Below are 19289 nucleotides of genomic sequence, written 5' to 3'. Positions count from 1 at the left end.
TGCCCTAGCGGCGGCTGGCAGTCTCTGACGCGGGATGAAGGCCGGGCTCGGCCGGGCCAACCTCCCGCCGCACCGCGGCATCCAGCTCCGTCCGGCCCAGCTTGCCGGGCCACCAGATGCGCGGGCCGATGTCGTACGCCAGCGCAGGGACCAGCAGCGAGCGCACCAGCACGGTGTCCAGCAGTACGCCGAACGACACAATGAAGGCCAGCTGCACCAGGAACATGATGGGGATGACGCTCAGTGCGGCGAACGTGGCGGCCAGCACCACGCCGGCCGAAGTGATCACTCCGCCGGTCACGCCGAGTCCGCGAAGGATGCCCGGCCGGGTCCCGTGCTTCAGCGACTCTTCCCGCACCCGGCTCATCAGGAAGATGTTGTAGTCCACACCCAGGGCAACCAGGAACACAAACCCGAACAGGGGCACGGTGGCGTCGGCGCCGGGGAATCCGAGCAGGCTGTTGAAGACCACGGCCGAAACGCCCATGGCCGCGCCGTACGACAGCACCACGGAGAGCACCAGCAGGACCGGCGCCAAGACTGATCGCAGCAGCAGCATCAGGATGAGCAGGATGACCGCCAGCACGATCGGGATGATGATCACCAGGTCGCGCTGGGCGGTGGTGTTGGTGTCCAGCGCAGTGGCGGTCACGCCGCCAACCAACGCGCCGGCGTCGACCGTTTTTGCCTCCTCGCGCAGCGCCTTGACCGCATCCTCCGCCTCAATGGAATCCGCGGCGTAGTTGAGCGTGGCGTTGATCAGCACCTTGCCGTCGTGGACGTCAGGCTCGCTGGGAGTCCCGGGGGCGCCGGTGATCGGCAGCCTGCCTTCAGCCAGGAGGTAGGCGTCCCCCACGCCGTCGGCCGCTTTGACCTTTGCCAGCACTTCATCGGCTTTACTTTCGTCCGCGATGACGACGGCGGGGCTGCCGCTGCCGGCGTCGAAATGCCGCGCCAGCGCGTCCTGGCCGTCCACCGCATTCGACGCGGTGAGAATGACCTCGGTCTGCGGCACGCCGTTGGCCTTCAGCTGCAGCACCCCCGCCGAAGCCACCAGCAGGAGGAGGACCGACGCGACCCAGACCGTGCGTGGGCGGCGGGAGACCAGCGAACCGGTGGCCCGCCAGATGCCCTTCTGCCCTTCCAGGCCGGTGACCAGCTCGGGCTCGCGCTCGCCCGCCGGAACCAGCCTGGGGCGGAACGGCCAGAACGCGGCCCGGCCCAAAAGTGCCATCAGGGCGGGCAGGAGGGTCAGCGCGGCGAAGAGCGAACAGAGGATGCCCGCAGCCGCAACGGGGCCCAGCGCCTTGTTGGAGTTCAGGTCCGAGAACAGCAGGCAGAGCAAGGCAATGATGACAGTGGCGCCGGAAGCCAGGATCGGCTCGAACGACGCCTTCCACGCCGTCAGCACCGCTTCCGTCCGGTTGCGTGTGTGGGTCAGGGCCTCGCGGAACCGCGCCACGTACAGCAGGGCATAGTCCGTGGCCGCGCCGATCACCAAGATGGACAGGATGCCTTGGCTTTGGCCGCTCAGCTGGATCCAGCCGAGCTTTGCCATGCCGAACACCAGCAGGATGGCGGCACAGAGCGCAAAAACCGAGGTGAGCAGCACGGCGATGGGCAGCAGGAGCGAACGGTAGACGATCAATAGGATCAGGAAGACCGCGCCGAGTGCCACCAGCAGCAGGATGCCGTCAATGCCGGCGAAGGCGGCGACCAGATCTGCGGTCAGGCCCGCGGGTCCGGTGACGAAGGTCTGCATGCCTGCGGGGGCGGAATCCGCCAGGAAGTCCCGCAACTCCTGGACGGATTCCTTAAGCTCGCCGGAGGACCCGATCGGGGCAATGAACTGGACCGCTTTCCCGTCCTCGGACGGGATGGGGCCGATCACCGCGCTGCCCAGCTCCAGGCCCTCGAGCCCAGCCTTCAGGGATGCCAGTTCGCCAAGCTCCGAGGGGCTGATGGCGGCGTCGTTTTCGATGACGATGACCGCCGGCACTTCGTCTGAATCGCGGAACTTTGCCTGCCAGTCCTGGACCGCGGTGGCCTCGGCGCTCGCCGGCAGGAACGAGGCCTGGTCGTTCGAGGAGACCTCGTCGAGCCGGCCGAACGTGGGTCCACCCACACCGGCGATGGCCAGCCACGTGAGCACCAGGAACACGGGAAGCAGCCAGCGAAGCCAGAACGGAACCTTCGCGCTGTGCTGGGGACTTGATTTCATGATTCCTGCTTCGCTTGGGTGGCCGGGGTACACTTGGTTCCATCCTAGAGTATCTCCACCATGGAAATAAATTGGTTTTCTGTTTGAAACTACGCAGCTGGCATCGCTGCAGTAATATCCGTCAGGGCACCAGGCAAGATCACAGGACGTGGCAAGCGAGCGGAGGAGGGCGGAACATGACGGACGAAGCGTTCCAGCGCCCACCCGACTCCGCCCCCTTTGCCCTGGTCCGCCTGCTCCAGGACTTCACGCTGGAGGCCAACAGGTATGTGGACACTGCCGGCGGCCGCAACGACATGCACCGCACGGACCTCAACGCGCTGGCAGTGATCATGCGGCACACCGCCAAGGGCCTCGTGGTCACGCCGGGCATCCTGCGCAGGGAACTCAACCTCAGCTCGCCCGCCACCACCGCGCTTATCGACCGGCTGGACAGTTCAGGGCATGTGGTGAGGGAGCGCCTCGGCCCGGACCGGAGGCAGGTCCAGTTGCGCATGACACCCAAGGCCTTCCAGGACGGCAGCGCCATTTTTATGCCGCTTTCGCGCCACATGGGTGCCGCCATGGCGGGTTTCTCGCCCGAAGAGCTGGAGCTGGTCAGCCGGTTCATGGCCGCCATGGTGGACGCCACCATCGCGGCCCGTGAGGAAACGTCCGACGGCGGCCCCGCCTCGCCCACTCCGCCCAAGTAGGTCGCAGTAGATGTCGTCATGAGGGCTCATAACGACATTAAGTGCCACCTACTTCGGGGACGGTTCCGCCTGTTTTTCACTGCGGAGGGGTAGCGTTTCATTATGAGTGCGCAGCAGCCTGACGACGATGTGTACACGCACGGCCACCACGAGTCGGTGGTCCGCGCCCACGCTTCCAGGACCGCGGAGAACTCCGCGGCCTTTGTCATTCCGCACCTCACGCCCGGGGTTTCAGTGCTCGACGTCGGCTGCGGCCCTGGAAGCATCACCTGCGATTTCGCCGGGCTGGTGTCGCCCGGAAAGGTCACCGGCCTGGACCGGTCACCGGACATCATCGCCCAGGCCACGGCGCTGGCCGCCGAACGCGGCGTGGCCAATGCGGAGTTCCTGGCCGGCAACATCTACGACCTTGACTTCGAGGACGAAACGTTCGACGTCGTCCACGCCCACCAGGTGCTCCAGCACCTGACCGACCCGGTGGAGGCGCTGCGCGAGATGCGCCGGGTAGCGAAGCCGGGCGGCATAGTGGCAGTGCGCGACGCCGACTTCCACGGCATGAGCTGGTACCCCACGATCCCTGAGCTGGACGAATGGATGGACCTGTACCAGCGGATCGCACGACGCAACGGGGCCGAGCCCGACGCCGGCCGCCGGCTCGTGTCCTGGGCCCAGTCTGCGGGCTTCAGCAACGTGGCGCCCACCAGCAGCAACTGGCTCTATGCCACCGGGCAACAACGGAGATGGCAGGCCCGGGTCTGGGGCGAACGAGTGCTGCATTCGGCCTTCGCGGAGCAGGCCCTTGAATACGGCTTCGCAAATCCAGCGGACCTGGCCCGGATTTCGGCAGGATGGCACCGCTGGGGATCCACAGACGACGGCTGGTTCCTGATCCCGAACGGTGAGGTCATCGCCCGGGCGTGATTTTCCACGGGCGTAATTTCCACATAGGCGCACCCGTGCCTATCCACCCTGCGCTGGCGGCAATAGCGTCGGACTATGAACCATTACGGAGAGAACGAATACTGGGCAGAGCCTTACACCGCCGAGGTTGACCAACTAGACTTGGTCAACATGGGACAGTACAACGTCCAAGAGGCAAAAACCCGCCTGTCTGAGCTGTTGAGCCTCGTTGAAAACGGCGAGGATGTGGTCATCGCCAAGGCAGGCCGTCCGGTGGCCCGGCTGGTGAAAATCGAGCGCCCCCACAAACGCGAGCTGGGCTTCCTGGCGCCCCTTCAAATTCCTGACGGGTTCTATGACCCGTGGACCGACGAGGAAATGGGTGAAGCGACAGGCAGGGATCATTGATGCGCCTGCTCCTGGACACCCACGTCTTCCTCTGGGCCCTCGCCGAACCCAGGAAACTGTCCACCAAAGCCAGGAACGCCATCACCAAGCTCGAGAACTCGGTCTACGTGTCGCCCATGACCGCGTACGAACTGTCCTACAAACACCATCAAGGCAAGCTGCCGGCTGGGGCGGCGATAGTGGCAAGCTTTGGACGGCAGGTGGCCCACCTGTACGCCTCTGAGCTGTCCATCTCCGCACCGCACGCATTGGCCGCCGGCCAGTTGGACTGGGAACACAAGGACCCCTTTGACCGGATCCTGGCTGCCCAGGCCATGGTGGAGGGGCTGACGCTGGTAACGGCAGATGAGGAGCTTCACGCATTCGAGCCCGTGACCACGCTGTGGTGAGGCGGCACTCTTGTTGTGCCGACGGCACTAAACTTGGCAGGTGCAATTCTCCCTTTGGCTCGCCCTCGCGGGCGCCGGCGCCCTGATCAGTTTCACGCCGGGTGCCGGTGCCATCAACACCATGAGCAACTCGCTGACGTCAGGGTTCCGCCGCTCCATCTGGGGCATCCTTGGCCAGCAGGCAGCCCTGGTTGTCCACGTGGTGATCGTGGCGTTGGGCGTCGGTGTGCTGGTGGCAAGCTCCCCGGTGGCCTTCAATGTGATCCGTTACGCCGGGGCCGCCTACCTGGTGTACCTGGGCATCCGCCAGTTCCTCAGCAAACCGGAGGTGGACCAGGAACAGGCCGCCGCCCTCCGGAACGAGCCCGCCTGGTCAATGTTCCGGCGTGGCCTCTGGGTCAACCTGCTCAACCCGAAGGCCGTCGTTTTCTTCCTCGCGTTTATGCCACAGTTCATCCGCCCTGAACAGCCGCTCCTGCCGCAGTACCTTGTGCTCACAGCCACCGTGGTGGTGATCGACATCCTGGTGATGTGGTTCTTCTTCGCCTTTGCCGCCAAGTCCTTCCAGCGGTTCACGCACAACGCCCGTGGCCAGAAGATCCTCAGCCGGATCTTCGGGGTGCTCTTTATGGCGGTAGGAATTCTCCTTGCGCTGATCCACTAGGCCTGTTCTTCCAGGCCCGTCGTCAAGGCCTGGATCCACTGGCAAGCCTTCGGCCGCAGATGTCTGACATTTTTGCCCTGAGCATGGTCATGAAGTGGTCACCTGCCGGACATCAATGCCACGATCGATAAATGCTTGAGGCAACCAAATCCCCCACATCGACAGAATCCGGCACTGATCAAGCCCCAGTACCCACCAACCCGGCGCTGGCCGCCGAGGCGAAAATCGCGCGGCTTGCCGTCACGATCCTCCCGGCGCTGGTGGTCCTGGCGGGCGTCGCCGGCTTCCTTGTGCCAGCCACCTTCCAGCCGCTGGGGCCCAGCGTCCCGTACCTGCTGGGCATCATCATGTTCTGCATGGGCCTGACCCTGACGCCGCCGGATTTTGCCTCTGTGGTGAAGCGCCCGTGGGCAGTGGTCCTGGGCATTGTGGCGCACTACGTGATCATGCCCGGCGCGGGCTGGCTGATTGCCGTGGCGCTCCAGCTTCCGCCGGAGCTTGCCGTAGGCCTGATCCTGGTGGGCTGTGCACCATCCGGCACCGCCTCGAACGTGATGGCATTCCTGGCCAAGGGGGACGTTGCCCTGTCCGTCGCCGTCGCTTCGGTATCCACCCTGATCGCACCGGTGGTTACGCCACTGCTGGTCCTGTTCCTGGCCGGATCGTTCCTGGAAATCGACGCTGGGAGCATGGTCCTGGACATCGTCAAGACGGTACTCCTGCCCGTCATCGCCGGGCTGCTCGCGCGGCTGTTCTTCAAGAACCTCATCGCCAAGCTGCTACCGGCGCTCCCCTGGGCATCCGCCGTCGTAATTTCCTTCATTGTCGCGATTGTTGTGGCGGGCAGCGCCTCTAAGATCGTGGCCGCGGGCGGCATTGTGTTCCTCGCAGTGGTCCTCCACAACGGCTTCGGCCTGGGCCTGGGCTACCTGGCGGGCAAACTGGGCCGGCTGGACGATAAAGCACGGAGGGCGCTCGCCTTCGAAGTGGGCATGCAGAACTCCGGTTTGGCCGCCACGCTGGCCACCGCGCATTTCACCCCGCTGGCCGCACTGCCGTCCGCCGTTTTCTCGCTCTGGCACAACATCTCCGGCGCGATCGTGGCAGCATGGCTGGCACGGCGCCCGCTGCAGGACGCCTAGCAAGGCCGATCCTGGAAGGCAGACGGACGGACGGAATTTTGACTCTTCGGTCAAATTTCTTACGAATCTGTCACGTCATGTGAATGCCAGCTGGCCAAGAATGCCCCCCAGTCCCGCATGCTTAGCCCCATGAACTCATCGTCGAGCCCATACCGAATCATCGCCGTCTGCACGGGAAATATTTGCCGGTCACCGATGGCTGAGATGATGTCGGGCGCGGCCTTCCAAGCCGAGGGCATGGGCTCGGATGTGACAGTGGATTCGGCGGGAACTACCGGTTATGAGGCAGGACAGCCCATCGATCCGCGCGCCGCCCGCCGGCTTGCGGAAACGCACTTGAGCTCAGAGCACCATGTTGCCCGCGCCTGGCAGGCCGGGTGGTTCCGCGAGCGCGATCTCATCCTGGCACTGGACGTTGACCACTACGCCTGGCTGCGCGACGCCGCGCCGGACGCGCACACCATGAACAAAGTCCGGATGCTCCGCAGCTTCAACCTCGCCGCTGCCGGCAGCGATCTGCTGGACCAAGGCATCGAGGATCCCTGGTACGGGGGCCATGCCGATTTTAACGCCGTCTGGGAGCAGATCCGCGGCGCCGTGCCCGGCGTCGTCGCGCATGTCCGCATGGTCCTTGGCCAGGCGGCGCCGCGACAGCAGCTGATGCAGCAGCAGGTACGCTCTATTTCATGACCCCCGCACCTGTGATCATCGCCATTGACGGGCGATCCGGCGCAGGGAAAACCACTCTGGCCATCGAACTGGCCGCGCAGCTGCGGAACCATCACAAAGTCGCGCTCTTCCACCTGGAGGACATCTACCCGGGCTGGAACGGCCTCACCGCGGGCATCGAGCGCTACGTTTCCACCGTGCTCACGCCGTTGAGCCGCGCCGAGCCCGCCACCTGGACCAGCTGGGACTGGGAAAGGCATTACGACGGCGACACACGCGTCACGCTGCCCGCCGAGATCGTGATCATTGAGGGAGTGGGGGCGGCGGCTGCGGACGCCCGGCCCCTGCTCAGCGCTGTCATCTGGGCCGACTCGCCGGACGACATCCGCCGAAAGCGTGCCCTGGACCGCGACGGCGGCACGTATGAGCCGTTTTGGGACCAGTGGGCTGAGCAGGAGGAAGCCTGGCTCGCCGACGACGACGTCCCTCACGAAGCCGATATCCGCGTCCTCAACAATGCCGACGGTTCCGCCACCGCCGACGTTATGCAGGCCCTCGCGTACCTGCCCGCTCTCGGACCTGCCCTTGTTCCCGAGCTTGCCGCCCGCCGCGGCCTCAGGCTGCGCGCAGAACGGCTGGACGCCAGGCCGGACGCCGCCGTGCTCTTCGAGAACCTCTACGGCGGCTCGGCAAATGCCGTCTGGCTGGACTCCTCCAACGCGGACGTCGCCACACCCGCAGGGCCGCTCCCGCAGCCGTCGCCCGCCACCGCGCGCAGCCGCTTCAGCATCCTCGCGGACGACGGCGGGACGTACGGCCAGGCGGTCACGCACCGGTCCGGCGAAAGCGTCATCACGGCAGGCTCCGCCACGGCGCGCGTGCCGGGACCGTTCTTCCGCTGGCTGGACACGGTCTGGGGACGCCGGGCGGTCCGCACGCCGGACGGCTACCCGGGCGACTTCACCCTGGGCTGGCTGGGCTGCCTGGGCTATGAGCTCAAGCGCGAAACCGGCGGGACGGACGTGGCGGCGCCGACCCCTGACGCGGCCCTGATCTTCGCGGGCCGGGCCGTCGTTTTGGACCACGTGGAAGGAGCGGCCTGGCTCCTTGCCCTGGAAGCGCCCGACGCCGACCACTGGCTGACCGACGCCCGCGCGGCCGTCGCTGTCGCCGCCGCTGTCGCCCCCGCCGCGAGCACGCCAGGCCCAGGGGACCAACGCACGCACGCCGGCGGCAGCGACGGCGTCGTCCGTCCCGTTGGGCCCGCGTTCAGCAGCCGCGACACGGAGCCCTCCTACCTGGCCAAAATCGCGGCCGCCCAGCACGAAATCCGTGAAGGGAACTCATACGAGGTCTGCCTGACCACCACGCTCACGGCCCGGCTGCCCGCCGCCGCGGCTGCCCCCTGGCCCACGTACCTCGCGCTGCGGCGGAAGAATCCCGCGCCGTTCGCCAGCTACCTGCGGTTCGGCGGGCTGACGGTGGCCAGTACGTCGCCGGAGCGGTTCCTGCGGATAACGTCCGACGGCGGCATGCGCGCCGAACCGATCAAGGGCACCCGCCGCCGGGGTGCTGATCCGGAGCGTGACAGGCAGCTGCGGGAGGATCTGGCGACCTCGCTGAAGGACCGCGCGGAAAACATCATGATTGTGGACCTGCTGCGGAACGACCTCAGCCACTTCGCGGAGCCCGGATCGGTGACTGTCAGCAGGCTGTGCGAGATCGAAAGCTACGCCACGGTGCACCAGATGGTCAGCACCATCGACGCGCGGCTCCTGCCCGGCTCGCCGCGGGCCGAGGCGGTGGCCGCCTGTTTCCCGGCCGGCTCCATGACCGGCGCCCCGAAAATCAGCACCATGGCAATCCTGGACCGGTTGGAGATGGGCCCGCGCGGCCTGTATTCCGGCGCGATCGGCTACTTTTCCCTCAACGGGGCCACGGACCTGGCGGTGGCGATCCGCACCCTGGTAACCACGGCGGTGGCCGGGGACGGCGGCGAACAAGCATCGACGGCGGAACTCACCCTCGGCGTCGGCGGCGCCATCACCGCCGACTCCGTACCTGACGAGGAGTACGACGAAATCCGCGTGAAGGCGCACGGTGTGCTTTCCGCGCTGGGTGCGGACTTTCCCACCGCCTGACCCCCCGAAGTTTTTGATGCTCCTATCCTTGTCAAGAGTTACTGGAGCGTGGCGGTCAGCCTGGCGACGTTATCGACATAGCGGGCGGCGAGGGGGCGCTGCAGCCAGTCGTCGAGTATGAGCTCGTTGGAAATGTCGCGGTATGTGTCTTCGACCGCGCGCATGCTGTTCACGGTTTCCGCACCGAGCAGCATCACCGAGACCTCCATGTTCAGCGAGAACGAGCGCATGTCCATGTTGCTGGAGCCCAGGACGGCCACTTCGTCGTCGATGGTGAAGTGCTTGGCGTGCAGCACAAAGGGCGCCTTGTAGAGGTAGATCCGGACGCCGGCTTCCAGCAGCGCCTCGTAATAGGAGCGCTGGGCGTGGTGGACCAGGAACTGATCGCCCTTTTCGGAGACGAACAGCTCCACGTCCACGCCCCGCTGGGCTGCGGTGGTGATGGCGTAGAGCAGGGAGTCATCGGGCACGAAATACGGGCTGCAGATGGAGATCCGGTGCTGGGCTGAGTAGATCAGGGTGTTGAAGAGCCGCAGGTTGTTTTCGGTGCTGAACCCGGGTCCGCTGGGCACCACCTGGGCCGTGACGTTGCCCGGTTCCGGGTTGGCCGGGAGCTGCAGCTGGTGTTCCAGGGACTCGTCCGTTTCGCTCAGCCAGTCCGTGGCGAACACCACGTTGAGCGTGGTGACGATCGGTCCGCGCAGGCACGCCATCAGCTCCACCCATTCGCGGCCGGCCTTACGGTGTTTGGGGTTGTTGTAGGAGGGCTCGATCAGGTTCTGCGAGCCCGTGAAGGCGAGTTCGCCGTCGACCACCATGATTTTGCGGTGGTTCCGAAGGTCCGGGCGGCGCCATTGTCCGTGGATGGGCAGCACCGGGAGCATACGCTTCCACTGGATCTTTCCCGCCCGCAGCCGTTTGAGCAGGTCGCGGTAACCCTTGACGCGGAGCGTGCCGATGTGGTCAAATAGCACGCGCACTTCCACGCCACGCTCGGCGGCCTCCTCCAGGGCGGTCAGCAGGTCATCGGTGATGTGGTCCGTGCTCATGATGTAGAACTCGGCATTGACGAACGTCTTGGCTTTGCGCACGGCCTGGGTCATGGCCAGGATCGAGTCCGGGTAGCCGGGAAGGAGGTCCACGGAATTGCCGTCCACCATGGGGAGGGAGCCGAGCCGCCGGTTCAGTTCCCCGGCGGACGTCACCCATTCGGGCCCTTCATATTCACTGACGACGTCGGCGAGCGCCGAGATGCCGGACCGCACGCGGGTGTTGATGACCTCCTGCTGCTGGCGGCGGCGGCTGGAGAGCTTGAAGTTTCCGAACAGCAGGAAAAGGACTAGGCCCAGGAACGGCACAAAGAAGATGCCCAGCAGCCAGGCCATGGCCGTGGTGGGGCGCCTGTTGCCGGGGATGATGCCGATGGCCAGAACCCGGATCACCAGGTCTGCAATGCTGAGCACCACCACCACCCACGTCGGCGCGGTACCCGCAAGCGAAATTGGCCACAGCACTGGAATACCCCCGGATTGCGCGCACCCGCGGACCTGTTCCAGCGGGGCAATGACCACAGCTTAGCCGCGGCGGGCCCTACTAAGCTGGAGCCATGACTTCTCCTGCGCCCGTGGTGCTCGTTTTCCTTGACCCCGCGTTCCCGGACGGCCGGCTGGCCGACGCTTCGCAGCCCCAGCTGATGGCCACGGACCAGGGCGCCACCCGCGGGGACGGCGTATTCGAATCCATGCTCGCGGTGGGCGGCGCAGTCCGGAAGCTGCAGGCTCATCTGGACCGGCTCGTCGGGTCCGCCCAGGCCCTTGACCTGGTGATCCCGGCGCAGGGTGCGTGGCGGGCTGCCATCGCCACGGGCGTCGCGGAGCACCGGACGCAGCATCCCGCTCCGTCGCCCGCCGAGGACGAGGTGGTGGTGAAACTCGTGGTCACCCGCGGCCCGGAAGGCGCAGAGTCCCCCACATGCTGGGTTCAGGTGTCCCCCGTAGGCGCCCTCGGACGCCGCCAGCGCGAAACCGGGATCGATGTCATCCTCCTGGACCGCGGCTACGACAGCGACGTCGCTGAGCGTGCCCCGTGGCTGCTGCTCGGCGCCAAGACCCTGTCCTATGCCACGAACATGGCCGCCCTGCGGTACGCCCACAAACAGGGCGCCGACGACGTCATCTTCACCTCCTCCGACGGCCGGGTCCTGGAAGGCCCCACGTCCACTGTGCTGCTGGCACATCTGGAAACCTCCGACGACGGCGCCGGCGCCCCTCGGACGGTGCGCCGCCTCATCACCCCGCAACTGGACAGCGGGATCCTCCCCGGGACTTCCCAGGGGGCCCTGTTCGCGGCGGCCAAGGCGGCCGGCTGGGAACTCGGCTACGGGCCGCTGGAACCGCGGGACCTGCTGGACGCCGACGCCGTGTGGCTGATTTCCAGCATCAGGCTGCTCGCGCCGGTGAACCACATTGACGGCAAGGAAGTCGGAACGCCCGCGGTGCAGAAGCAGCTGACGGCCGAACTCAACGCATTGTTTGCCGGGATCCAGTAGGTTCCGGGATTCAGCAGTTTCCCGGATCCCGTAGTTTTCCGAAGTTCAGCAGGGAGGCCTTAAGCCATGGTGGTTCGCAGTGCCGGGATCCTGCTGTTCCGGCAGGGAGCAAACGGGCTGGAGGTGTGGATAGCGCACATGGGCGGACCGTTCTGGGCCCGCAAACAAACCCAGTCCTGGTCGGTTCCCAAGGGCGAGTACCTTCCCGACGAGGAACCCCTGCTGGCCGCGCTGCGCGAGTTTGCCGAAGAAATCGGCACGCCGCCGCCAGCTGTTGCCTACTTTGAGCTGGGCGCGTTCCGGCAACCGTCAGGAAAGATCATCACGGTGTTCGCCGCGGAGTCTGACTTCCAGCCCGACCGGATTGTGAGCAACACGTTTCCGCTGGAATGGCCCAAAGGATCCGGTATCATCCAGGACTTTCCCGAGGTGGACGATGCCCGGTGGGTCACGGAAGCCGAGGCCCGCGGCAAGCTGGTCAAGGGCCAGCTTCCGGTCCTGGACGCCCTCAGGGAGCATGTTGAGCTGCCCTAAATTGAACTACCGAGGCCCGGGCCGGGGATTACGGTGGCACTGCCCTGTTGGTCCGTCGCATAGGTCCGTATGGTTTGGTGCATGAACTCTTACGCGCAGCCGATCAACAAATTGACATTTGACGAGTGCTGGGAATTACTAGCCGACGACACCCTGGGGCGGCTGGCCCTTGTAGTGGACGGCCATCCGGAGATCTTTCCGGTCAACTACGTCCTGGACCGCAGGAGCGTCGTCTTCCGCAGCGCCGGTGGCTCCAAACTGTGGGGCGCCCAGGCGGACCGTCCCGCGGCGCTGGAGATAGATGGATACGATCCCCGCACGGAGGTGGCCTGGAGTGTGGTGGCGCGCGGAGACACCGAAGTGATCGAGGCCCAGGCTGACAAGGACGCCGTCGACGCCCTGCATCTGGAGCCCTGGCAGTCTGGACCCAAGAATTACTACATCCGGCTAACCCCACTTGCACTGACCGGCCGCCGCTTCCAGGTCACCAAACCGGACGTCTGGAACACCCGGTTGTCGGACCGCCGTCGTGCTTCCTTCGAGTAGCGCGGGAGAGCTTATGGACAGCGAAGCCCCCGCTCCGCTCGTCCCGGGGGTCCGGATCCGGCTGCTGCGGCGGAGCGACGCAGCCGGCCTGAGCGAGGCCTACCTACGGAACCGCCAGCACCTCGAGGCTTGGGAACCGGAGCGGGACGAAGCCTTCTTCGCTCCCAGGCATCAACTGGACATCATCCGGGCCAAGCTCGCCCAGCATTCCGTGGGCCAGGAAGTTCCGTGGGTGCTGGTGGACCACAACGATCCCGCTTGCATCGTCGGCGCCGTCACCCTCACCGGCATCGTCCGCGGGCCGTTCCTCAACGCCAACCTCGGGTACTGGGTTGATTCCACCCTCAACCGGCGGGGCATCGGATCTGCGGCGGTCCGCTTCGCCACTGACCATGCCCGGACAGAACTGGGCCTCCACCGGGTCCAGGCGGCAACGCTGCTCGACAATGAGCGCTCACGCAAGATCCTCAAACGCGCCGGGTTTCGGGAAATCGGCGTGGCGCCGCAGTACCTGAAGATCGCCGGCCGCTGGCAGGACCACCTACTCCACCAACTGCTCCTCCACGGCTGACGCGATCGCGGCCGAATCCACAGCGCCTGCGCCACCTCACCGGCCCTCACGGTTCGCCTAAGCTGGCCCCAAGCACTCTTGAATCCGCAATCGAAAGGCACCCCATGAGCACCGACGCTCACATCCCCGTCATCCTGGGCGGCGCACGGACCCCCTTCGGCAAGTTCCGCGGCGGCCTCTCCGGGCTCACCTCCAGCGAACTGGGTGCCCACGCCATCCGGAACGCTCTGGAACGGTCCGGTGTGGCGCCGGAACAGATCCAGGCCGTCATCGTAGGCCAGGTTATCCAGGCGGGTGCTGGCCAGGGACCCGCCCGGCAGGCCAGCCTCGCCGCGGGCATCGGCTGGGACGTGCCCACCGTAACCATCAACAAACTGTGCCTGTCCGGCCTCACCGCGGTGATCGATGCCGCCCGGATGATCCGCGCCGGCGAGGCTGATTTCATTGTGGCGGCGGGCCAGGAATCCATGACCAACGCCCCGCACCTGCTGCCCCGGCTCCGCGGCGGCGTGGCCATCGGCGATGCGCCGCTGCTGGATTCACTGAACTTTGACGGCCTGCAGGACCCCGTCTCAGGCGAACTGATGGGCTCCGCCACCGACGCCGGGAACGCCCGCCTGGGCATCAGCCGCGAGGACCAGGACGCCGTCGCCGCCCTTTCGCACCAGCGGGCGGAGGCCGCCCGGGCGGCCGGCATCCTGGCTGAGGAGATCGCTCCGGTGGAGGTCCCGCAGCGCCGGGGACCCGCCGTCGTGATTGATGCCGACGAAGGCATCCGCGCCGGCACCACCATCGAGACGCTGGCGGCACTGAAGCCCGCCTTCTCCAAGGATCCGGCGGCCACCATCACCGCCGGTTCTGCCTCCCCGCTGTCAGACGGAGCCGCAGCAGTGGTAGTGGCCAGCAAGGCAGCTGCGGAAGCGGCCGGCCTCAGCTGGATCGCGGAAATCGGCAGCCACGGCCAGACCGCCGGACCGGATGGATCCCTGCATTCCCAGCCGTCCCGCGCCATTGAGCGAGCCCTGAAACTCGAAGGGCTGACCATTGACGACGTGGACCTCATTGAGATCAACGAAGCCTTCGCCTCGGTGGTGCTGCAGTCCGCCACGGACCTGGGGATCGACGCGGACAGGATCAACGCAGACGGCGGCGCCATCGCCCTGGGCCACCCGGTGGGCGCCTCGGGGGCCCGCCTGGTCCTGCATCAGGCACTCGCGCTGAACCGGCGCGGCGGCGGGACAGGCGTGGTTGCGTTGTGCGGCGGCGGCGGCCAGGGCGACGCCCTGATCCTCAAAGCCTGACGCCAGGTTCAGCCTCCGGGTCCAAGGATCACCAGCGGCACCAAGCGTTCCGCGCACGAAACCCGGACCAGTTCCGGTTGCCCCTGAGCCGCCCGGTTGTTCACCCCTGTGTCGCCGCACCAGTCCAGGTTGTACGGGTAAGCGGTAACCCCGGCCTTCCCGGGAGCCACGCCAGCCGGGACGGTGAACACGAAAGTGAAGCCGCCGTCGTCGGACATGGGAGCGAGCTCTTCAAACACCGCGGTACCGGCCGCATCCTTGACCGTCACCTGGACCTGTGCGTTGGTGCCATAGCGGGCATCGCAAGTGGTATCCGGGGCGCTGACGGTGACCTGGTCGCCGGGTTTGGCGGCGGCAGGCGAGACGGAAAACTCGGGCGGCATGCAGGGCGGCGGTGCGAAAATGTTCCGGCAGCTTGTCACCCCCACCAGCACCGGCACGGCGCACAGCGCACAGCGTCACAGCCAATACGCGTGCCCAGGCGCCCGTCAATGAACGCCCTCGAAAGTTCCCCATGACCCGATTGTCCCGTCAGCGCCGGCGTTACGGAAGCACGGCGGGATTACGAAAAACGCGTTGATTACGGAACATGACGTCGGCGGCGGTGCGGCCGGGCGGGCCGGATGTTACGTTTTTGGGGAGTAATGAGAACCGGCGCCAAGCCCTGACTGGCCGGTCGGCAACCCTCCCTTTCGCGGCGGGGTGCCTCAGGTGAATACTCGGCATATCGACCCATTCGAGCTGCAAGCGTGAAAGAAGGAGTTCCGTCGTGTCTGACGCACCCGCCCCCGCCCCCGCCCCTGAAGAGAAACTGTCGTACCGGCTTGTCACCGGGCCGGATGACAGGTCTTTCTGTGAACGGATTTCCACTGCCCTGGCCGAAGGGTATGTCCTGCACGGAAGCCCGGCCGCGACGTCCAACGGCGGCCAGGTGATTGTGGCCCAGGCACTCATCCTCCCGTCGGCCATCGCCACCGCTGATGCGGCCGTCGCCTCCGCCGTGGATGACCTCGATTTCGACGGCGAGGGCCACGCATGAGCTACGCCGGAGACCTCACCCCGCAGCAGGCCTGGGCCAAACTCGAACAGGGCGCCATTCTGGTGGATGTCCGGACCGAAGGTGAATGGGCCCACATCGGCATCCCGGACACGAAGGCCACGGACAACGATCCCCTGTTCATCCCGTGGACGTTCCCGGGTGGCATCCCGAACCGGGATTTCATCACCGACCTGACGCAGCAGGCCCCGGTGGACGACGGCACTGAACTGGTGTTCCTCTGCCGCTCGGGCCAGCGCTCCATCGCCGCCGCCATCGCCGCGACGCAGGCCGGTTTCACCTCCTACAACGTCCTGGAGGGTTTCGAGGGCGAGCCGGACCGCTACGGCGAGCGCACCGTCAACGGCTGGAAGAACCGCGGCCTGCCCACCAATCTGGGAATAGCCAAGTGACCTTCAACCCAGACGCCGCCAGCTGGAGCGCCGAGACGCAGGCGGTGCGCGGCGGGCTGGACCGCACCAACTTCCAGGAGACCACCGAGCCGGTCTTCCTGAACTCGGGCTTCGTCTACGAGTCCGCTGCCGCCGCCGAGCGCGCCTTCACCGGCGAGGACGAACGCTTCGTCTACTCCCGGTACGGCAACCCGTCCGTAGCCACATTCCAGGAACGCCTCCGCCTGCTTGAGGGCACCGAAGCGTGCTTTGCGACGGCGTCGGGCATGTCAGCCGTGTTCACCGCACTGGGCGCCCTGCTGGCGGCCGGGGACCGGGTGGTTGCCGCGCGATCGCTGTTCGGCTCCTGCTTTGTGATCCTGAACGAGATCCTGCCGCGCTGGGGCGTGGAAACCGTGTTTGTTGACGGCCCGGATCTTGAGCAATGGCGCGTCGCGCTGTCGGAGCCCACCACGGCCGTGTTCTTCGAGTCGCCCTCCAACCCGATGCAGGAAATCGTGGACATCGCCGCGGTCAGCGAGCTGGCACACGCCGCCGGGGCCACCGTCGTCGTCGACAATGTCTTTGCCACTCCCCTGCTGCAGCGCTGCGGCCAGCTGGGTGCGGACGTGATTGTGTACTCCGGCACAAAGCACATCGACGGCCAGGGACGTGTCCTGGGCGGCGCCATCCTGGGCACCAAGGAGTTCATCGACGGCCCGGTCAAGCAGCTCATGCGGCACACCGGCCCGGCCCTCTCCGCGTTCAACGCCTGGGTGCTCACCAAGGGTCTCGAAACGATGGCGCTGCGCGTGAACCACTCCTCCGCGTCCGCGCTGCGGCTGGCCGAATGGCTCGAACAGCAGCCGGCCGTCAGCTGGGTCAAGTACCCGCTGCTGAAGTCTCACCCGCAGTACGAGCTCGCCGCCAAGCAGATGAAGGCCGGCGGCACCGTCCTCACGTTGGAACTTGCGACGACGGGTGGCCGCTCCGGCAAGGAAGCCGCCTTTGCGCTGCTGGACGCCTTGCGGATCATCGACATCTCCAACAACCTGGGCGACGCGAAGTCCCTCATCACCCATCCGGCCACCACGACGCACCGCGCCATGGGCCCCGAGGGCCGCGCCGCGATCGGGCTCAGCGATGGCGTGGTGCGGCTGTCCGTGGGCCTGGAGGACGTGGACGACCTCATCGGCGACCTGGAGCAGGCCCTGAAGCACATCTGATCGGCGCAGATCTCATGCGTGCGAACGGGTGGCGCGAAGGGACAGTTGAGGCCCTGTTTCTTGCGTCTTTTGGAGCCTCAACTGTCCCTTCGAGCTTTGAGGCGGGGAAGACCATATGAATACACCCCCGGACTGGGGCCGGCTGCTTTCCAACATCCCGCTGCCCGAGCAGAACCTGGCGGGAATCGCCGTCGGCGTGGTCCTTCAGCGTTTGATGCCGCTCCGGCTCGGCGGGCCACACTTTCTGGTACGGACCATCGGCGCTGCATCGTTGGCGACGGGTAGCGCAATCGTCAGCTGGGCGTTGCTGGCTGCCCGGAACACCGGGTTGTCCCGGCCAGATGCGTTGCTAACCGCCGGGCCCTATGCGCACTCGCGGAACCCGATGTACGTGGGCTGGGCCCTGGCGCACCTGGGAATTGGGCTGCTGCGCGATGATGCCTGGACGGTGGCGGCCCTCCCGGTGGCTTCCGTGGCAGTGCACCGCGGGGTGCTTGGAGAAGAAGAGATCCTGGCGGCGTCGTTCCCGGTGGAGTTCAGCCAGTACCGCTTGTCTGTTCCCCGGTACGTGCTTCGCCTTCGCCGTGCATGGCGAGCCGGACTGCCACGTCATCCCCGTCGCTGATGCCTGCCGCATCCCTGGCGGCCTTCTTGACGGGCAGCAGGTAGGAGCTGCTCTTGCTGTCCGGGAAGACCGAGGTCTGCCAGCTGTAGCCGGAGATTTCCGCCGTGACTTTGACCGAGCCGAAGCCCCTCCGGAACACCGCGGCCTCTTCCCGGAGGTCGTCGGCGACCTCGACAGGGAGGGTAAGGAAGTGCCAGCCGGATTCGTCGGGATAGCGCCACAGTTCGGCCCGGAATGAGTACAACGACGTCACGGCCTGAGTATGGCATGCCGCGTTGCCGGACGCATCTCCTGTCGGGGCCGGGCCAGGCGAATGACGCGTGAGGCAAACGCCGGCTCAGGCGAGTGGCTGGCGCAGCTGCCGGGAGGCCGTCTCCCGGACCGCGGCGGTCAGCTGGTTGAGCACCGGGGAGTCGATTTTCCAGCGCTGCCAGTACAAGGACACGTCAACGGGGCTCGCGGAGGCCAGCTCCACGAGGGCGCCGCTGCGGAGGTCTGCCAGGCACTGTTGCTCCGGCAGCAGCCCCCATCCCAGTCCCAGCCGGATGGCCTGGGCGAACTCGGCCGACGACGGCACATAGTGCCGCGGCGCGGTCAGTTCCGCGCCGGTCATCGTGCGGAAGTACCCGTCCTGCAGGTCATCCTTTCGGTCAAAGTCCACCACCGGGGCCTGGCTCCCTGCAACAAGTTCCGGCCCGTCGGGCCACCAGCGCCGGAGGTAGCCGGGACTTGCCACCGCACGGTACCGCAGGGAACCCAGTGGTTCCACGCTGCAGCCCTGGACCGGTTCCGGCGTTGCGGTTACCGCGGCCATCACCGATCCGGTCCGCAGGAGCTGGGTGGAATGCTGCTCATCCTCCCTGCGCAGTTCGAAGCACGCGCCGAGGTCCGGCGGAAGACTTGCCAGCGCAGGCATGAACCAGGTGGAGAGTGAGTCCGCGTTCACCACCAAGGGGATGGGCGCCGTCGGGCGGTCCCGGCTCCCGCCGAGCTCCTGCTGGGCGTCCCATTCGAGCAGCCGGACCTGCCGGGCGAACCGCAGGATGGCTTCTCCGGCGGTGGTGGGGCGGACGGGGTTGGTGCGCTGCAACAGGATCTGGCCGGCCGCGTCCTCCATCGCCTTGAGCCGCTGGGAAATGGCCGACGGCGTGACGTACAGGCTGCGGGCCGCCGCCTCGAGCGTCCCCTCGTCCACGACGGCCGCGAAGGTCCGGAGCTGCTCGAACTGGAACATCTTCATTAGCTTTCCTTAATAGAGCTTATAATATTTAGCTGGAGTAATCC

22 protein-coding genes and 1 riboswitch are annotated in these 19289 nt (G+C 66.4%); of the genes, 17 read left to right on the top strand and 5 right to left on the bottom strand.

Annotation, left to right across the window (positions count from 1 at the left end; translation table 11 throughout):
* Positions 1-4: 4 nt before the first annotated feature.
* Entirely contained in the window at positions 5-2221 is a 2217-nt protein-coding gene (locus ACX80M_RS13215; protein ID WP_252608098.1) for an MMPL family transporter, read from the bottom strand.
* A 176-nt stretch (positions 2222-2397) separates the two neighbouring features.
* Here ACX80M_RS13215 and ACX80M_RS13210 point away from each other — a divergent pair, with 176 nt between their 5' ends.
* From ACX80M_RS13210 to ACX80M_RS13175, 8 genes are all read left to right on the top strand, one after another.
* Complete coding sequence (locus ACX80M_RS13210; protein ID WP_252599121.1) at positions 2398-2913, top strand: MarR family winged helix-turn-helix transcriptional regulator; 516 nt, start codon at positions 2398-2400, stop codon at positions 2911-2913.
* A gap of 102 nt (positions 2914-3015) precedes the next feature.
* The gene (locus ACX80M_RS13205) at positions 3016-3834 is read left to right on the top strand and encodes a methyltransferase domain-containing protein (RefSeq protein ID WP_252608094.1); all 819 of its coding nucleotides are present in this window, start codon (positions 3016-3018) and stop codon (positions 3832-3834) included.
* A 75-nt stretch (positions 3835-3909) separates the two neighbouring features.
* Complete coding sequence (locus tag ACX80M_RS13200) at positions 3910-4221, top strand: type II toxin-antitoxin system Phd/YefM family antitoxin (RefSeq protein ID WP_252599123.1); 312 nt, start codon at positions 3910-3912, stop codon at positions 4219-4221.
* Positions 4221-4610, top strand: coding sequence for a type II toxin-antitoxin system VapC family toxin (locus ACX80M_RS13195; RefSeq protein ID WP_252599124.1), 390 nt, complete (start codon positions 4221-4223; stop codon positions 4608-4610). The genes ACX80M_RS13200 and ACX80M_RS13195 overlap by 1 nt, the downstream gene beginning before the upstream one ends.
* 40 nt (positions 4611-4650) lie before the next feature.
* Positions 4651-5274 carry a LysE family transporter gene (locus ACX80M_RS13190; protein ID WP_252608092.1) on the top strand — a complete coding sequence of 208 codons (624 nt, stop codon included), beginning with the start codon at positions 4651-4653 and terminating at the stop codon, positions 5272-5274.
* Between the two features lie 131 nt (positions 5275-5405).
* Positions 5406-6416 (top strand): bile acid:sodium symporter family protein, encoded by a 1011-nt coding sequence (locus ACX80M_RS13185; RefSeq protein ID WP_459309808.1) that lies wholly within the window; start codon positions 5406-5408, stop codon positions 6414-6416.
* A 129-nt stretch (positions 6417-6545) separates the two neighbouring features.
* Entirely contained in the window at positions 6546-7106 is a 561-nt protein-coding gene (locus tag ACX80M_RS13180) for a low molecular weight protein-tyrosine-phosphatase (protein WP_459309807.1), read from the top strand.
* Positions 7103-9226, top strand: coding sequence for a chorismate-binding protein (locus tag ACX80M_RS13175; protein WP_459309806.1), 2124 nt, complete (start codon positions 7103-7105; stop codon positions 9224-9226). The genes ACX80M_RS13180 and ACX80M_RS13175 overlap by 4 nt, the downstream gene beginning before the upstream one ends.
* Before the next feature lie 38 nt (positions 9227-9264).
* Here the strand turns inward: ACX80M_RS13175 and cls are convergent, their stop codons facing one another.
* Positions 9265-10737 carry a cardiolipin synthase gene (gene cls / locus ACX80M_RS13170; RefSeq protein WP_459309817.1) on the bottom strand — a complete coding sequence of 491 codons (1473 nt, stop codon included), beginning with the start codon at positions 10735-10737 and terminating at the stop codon, positions 9265-9267.
* A 95-nt stretch (positions 10738-10832) separates the two neighbouring features.
* Between cls and ACX80M_RS13165 the strand changes: the two genes are divergently transcribed.
* The 5 genes from ACX80M_RS13165 (at position 10833) to ACX80M_RS13145 (ending at position 14726) form a co-directional block, all read left to right on the top strand.
* The gene (locus ACX80M_RS13165; RefSeq protein ID WP_252608084.1) at positions 10833-11774 is read left to right on the top strand and encodes an aminodeoxychorismate lyase; all 942 of its coding nucleotides are present in this window, start codon (positions 10833-10835) and stop codon (positions 11772-11774) included.
* 66 nt (positions 11775-11840) lie between these two features.
* Positions 11841-12308 (top strand): NUDIX domain-containing protein, encoded by a 468-nt coding sequence (locus ACX80M_RS13160; RefSeq protein WP_459309805.1) that lies wholly within the window; start codon positions 11841-11843, stop codon positions 12306-12308.
* 81 nt (positions 12309-12389) lie between these two features.
* Entirely contained in the window at positions 12390-12854 is a 465-nt protein-coding gene (locus ACX80M_RS13155; RefSeq protein WP_252608080.1) for a pyridoxamine 5'-phosphate oxidase family protein, read from the top strand.
* Positions 12855-12867: 13 nt separating this feature from the next.
* Entirely contained in the window at positions 12868-13425 is a 558-nt protein-coding gene (locus ACX80M_RS13150; protein ID WP_459309804.1) for a GNAT family N-acetyltransferase, read from the top strand.
* Between the two features lie 104 nt (positions 13426-13529).
* On the top strand, positions 13530-14726 hold the full coding sequence (locus tag ACX80M_RS13145) for an acetyl-CoA C-acetyltransferase (protein WP_252608076.1): 1197 nt from the start codon (positions 13530-13532) through the stop codon (positions 14724-14726).
* Between the two features lie 8 nt (positions 14727-14734).
* Here the strand turns inward: ACX80M_RS13145 and ACX80M_RS13140 are convergent, their stop codons facing one another.
* Positions 14735-15109, bottom strand: coding sequence for a hypothetical protein (locus ACX80M_RS13140; RefSeq protein ID WP_459309803.1), 375 nt, complete (start codon positions 15107-15109; stop codon positions 14735-14737).
* A gap of 257 nt (positions 15110-15366) precedes the next feature.
* A riboswitch (SAM riboswitch) is annotated at positions 15367-15482 on the top strand.
* 13 nt (positions 15483-15495) lie between these two features.
* Between ACX80M_RS13140 and ACX80M_RS13135 the strand changes: the two genes are divergently transcribed.
* The 4 genes from ACX80M_RS13135 to ACX80M_RS13120 all read left to right on the top strand — a co-directional run bounded on the left by ACX80M_RS13135 (position 15496) and on the right by ACX80M_RS13120 (position 18005).
* Entirely contained in the window at positions 15496-15765 is a 270-nt protein-coding gene (locus tag ACX80M_RS13135) for a DUF1737 domain-containing protein (RefSeq protein WP_252608072.1), read from the top strand.
* A complete protein-coding gene (locus ACX80M_RS13130; RefSeq protein WP_252599138.1) occupies positions 15762-16175 on the top strand; it encodes a rhodanese-like domain-containing protein in 414 nt (137 codons plus the stop codon). The genes ACX80M_RS13135 and ACX80M_RS13130 overlap by 4 nt, the downstream gene beginning before the upstream one ends.
* Positions 16172-17380, top strand: coding sequence for an O-succinylhomoserine sulfhydrylase (locus tag ACX80M_RS13125; protein ID WP_252599141.1), 1209 nt, complete (start codon positions 16172-16174; stop codon positions 17378-17380). Before ACX80M_RS13130 ends, ACX80M_RS13125 begins: the two co-directional genes overlap by 4 nt.
* Positions 17381-17495: 115 nt before the next feature.
* Complete coding sequence (locus ACX80M_RS13120; protein ID WP_459309802.1) at positions 17496-18005, top strand: methyltransferase family protein; 510 nt, start codon at positions 17496-17498, stop codon at positions 18003-18005.
* On the opposite strand, the gene ACX80M_RS13115 is transcribed toward ACX80M_RS13120, so the two are convergent.
* Both ACX80M_RS13115 and ACX80M_RS13110 read right to left on the bottom strand, forming a co-directional pair.
* The gene (locus ACX80M_RS13115) at positions 17917-18258 is read right to left on the bottom strand and encodes a DUF1905 domain-containing protein (protein ID WP_459309801.1); all 342 of its coding nucleotides are present in this window, start codon (positions 18256-18258) and stop codon (positions 17917-17919) included. The two genes, ACX80M_RS13120 and ACX80M_RS13115, sit on opposite strands and share 89 nt — an antisense overlap.
* Before the next feature lie 84 nt (positions 18259-18342).
* Positions 18343-19245: a LysR family transcriptional regulator ArgP gene (locus tag ACX80M_RS13110; RefSeq protein ID WP_459309800.1), complete on the bottom strand. Its 903-nt coding sequence runs from the start codon at positions 19243-19245 to the stop codon at positions 18343-18345.
* Positions 19246-19289: the final 44 nt, after the last annotated feature.

Source organism: Pseudarthrobacter sp. MDT1-22 (genome assembly GCF_054511035.1).
The sequence above is the reverse complement of the archived record's forward strand: the minus strand, read 5'-3'. Positions and strand labels throughout refer to the sequence as shown.

Coding starts and splice junctions, on each gene's coding strand:
- ACX80M_RS13200 (WP_252599123.1), top strand. CDS start 3,910: ATGAACCATTACGGAGAGAACGAATACTGGGCAGAGCCTTACACCGCC.
- ACX80M_RS13165 (WP_252608084.1), top strand. CDS start 10,833: ATGACTTCTCCTGCGCCCGTGGTGCTCGTTTTCCTTGACCCCGCGTTC.
- ACX80M_RS13140 (WP_459309803.1), bottom strand. CDS start 15,109: ATGCCGCCCGAGTTTTCCGTCTCGCCTGCCGCCGCCAAACCCGGCGAC.
- ACX80M_RS13210 (WP_252599121.1), top strand. CDS start 2,398: ATGACGGACGAAGCGTTCCAGCGCCCACCCGACTCCGCCCCCTTTGCC.
- ACX80M_RS13195 (WP_252599124.1), top strand. CDS start 4,221: ATGCGCCTGCTCCTGGACACCCACGTCTTCCTCTGGGCCCTCGCCGAA.
- ACX80M_RS13160 (WP_459309805.1), top strand. CDS start 11,841: ATGGTGGTTCGCAGTGCCGGGATCCTGCTGTTCCGGCAGGGAGCAAAC.
- ACX80M_RS13130 (WP_252599138.1), top strand. CDS start 15,762: ATGAGCTACGCCGGAGACCTCACCCCGCAGCAGGCCTGGGCCAAACTC.
- ACX80M_RS13120 (WP_459309802.1), top strand. CDS start 17,496: ATGAATACACCCCCGGACTGGGGCCGGCTGCTTTCCAACATCCCGCTG.
- ACX80M_RS13175 (WP_459309806.1), top strand. CDS start 7,103: ATGACCCCCGCACCTGTGATCATCGCCATTGACGGGCGATCCGGCGCA.
- ACX80M_RS13180 (WP_459309807.1), top strand. CDS start 6,546: ATGAACTCATCGTCGAGCCCATACCGAATCATCGCCGTCTGCACGGGA.
- ACX80M_RS13145 (WP_252608076.1), top strand. CDS start 13,530: ATGAGCACCGACGCTCACATCCCCGTCATCCTGGGCGGCGCACGGACC.
- ACX80M_RS13155 (WP_252608080.1), top strand. CDS start 12,390: ATGAACTCTTACGCGCAGCCGATCAACAAATTGACATTTGACGAGTGC.
- ACX80M_RS13150 (WP_459309804.1), top strand. CDS start 12,868: ATGGACAGCGAAGCCCCCGCTCCGCTCGTCCCGGGGGTCCGGATCCGG.
- ACX80M_RS13185 (WP_459309808.1), top strand. CDS start 5,406: ATGCTTGAGGCAACCAAATCCCCCACATCGACAGAATCCGGCACTGAT.
- ACX80M_RS13215 (WP_252608098.1), bottom strand. CDS start 2,221: ATGAAATCAAGTCCCCAGCACAGCGCGAAGGTTCCGTTCTGGCTTCGC.
- ACX80M_RS13110 (WP_459309800.1), bottom strand. CDS start 19,245: ATGAAGATGTTCCAGTTCGAGCAGCTCCGGACCTTCGCGGCCGTCGTG.
- ACX80M_RS13205 (WP_252608094.1), top strand. CDS start 3,016: ATGAGTGCGCAGCAGCCTGACGACGATGTGTACACGCACGGCCACCAC.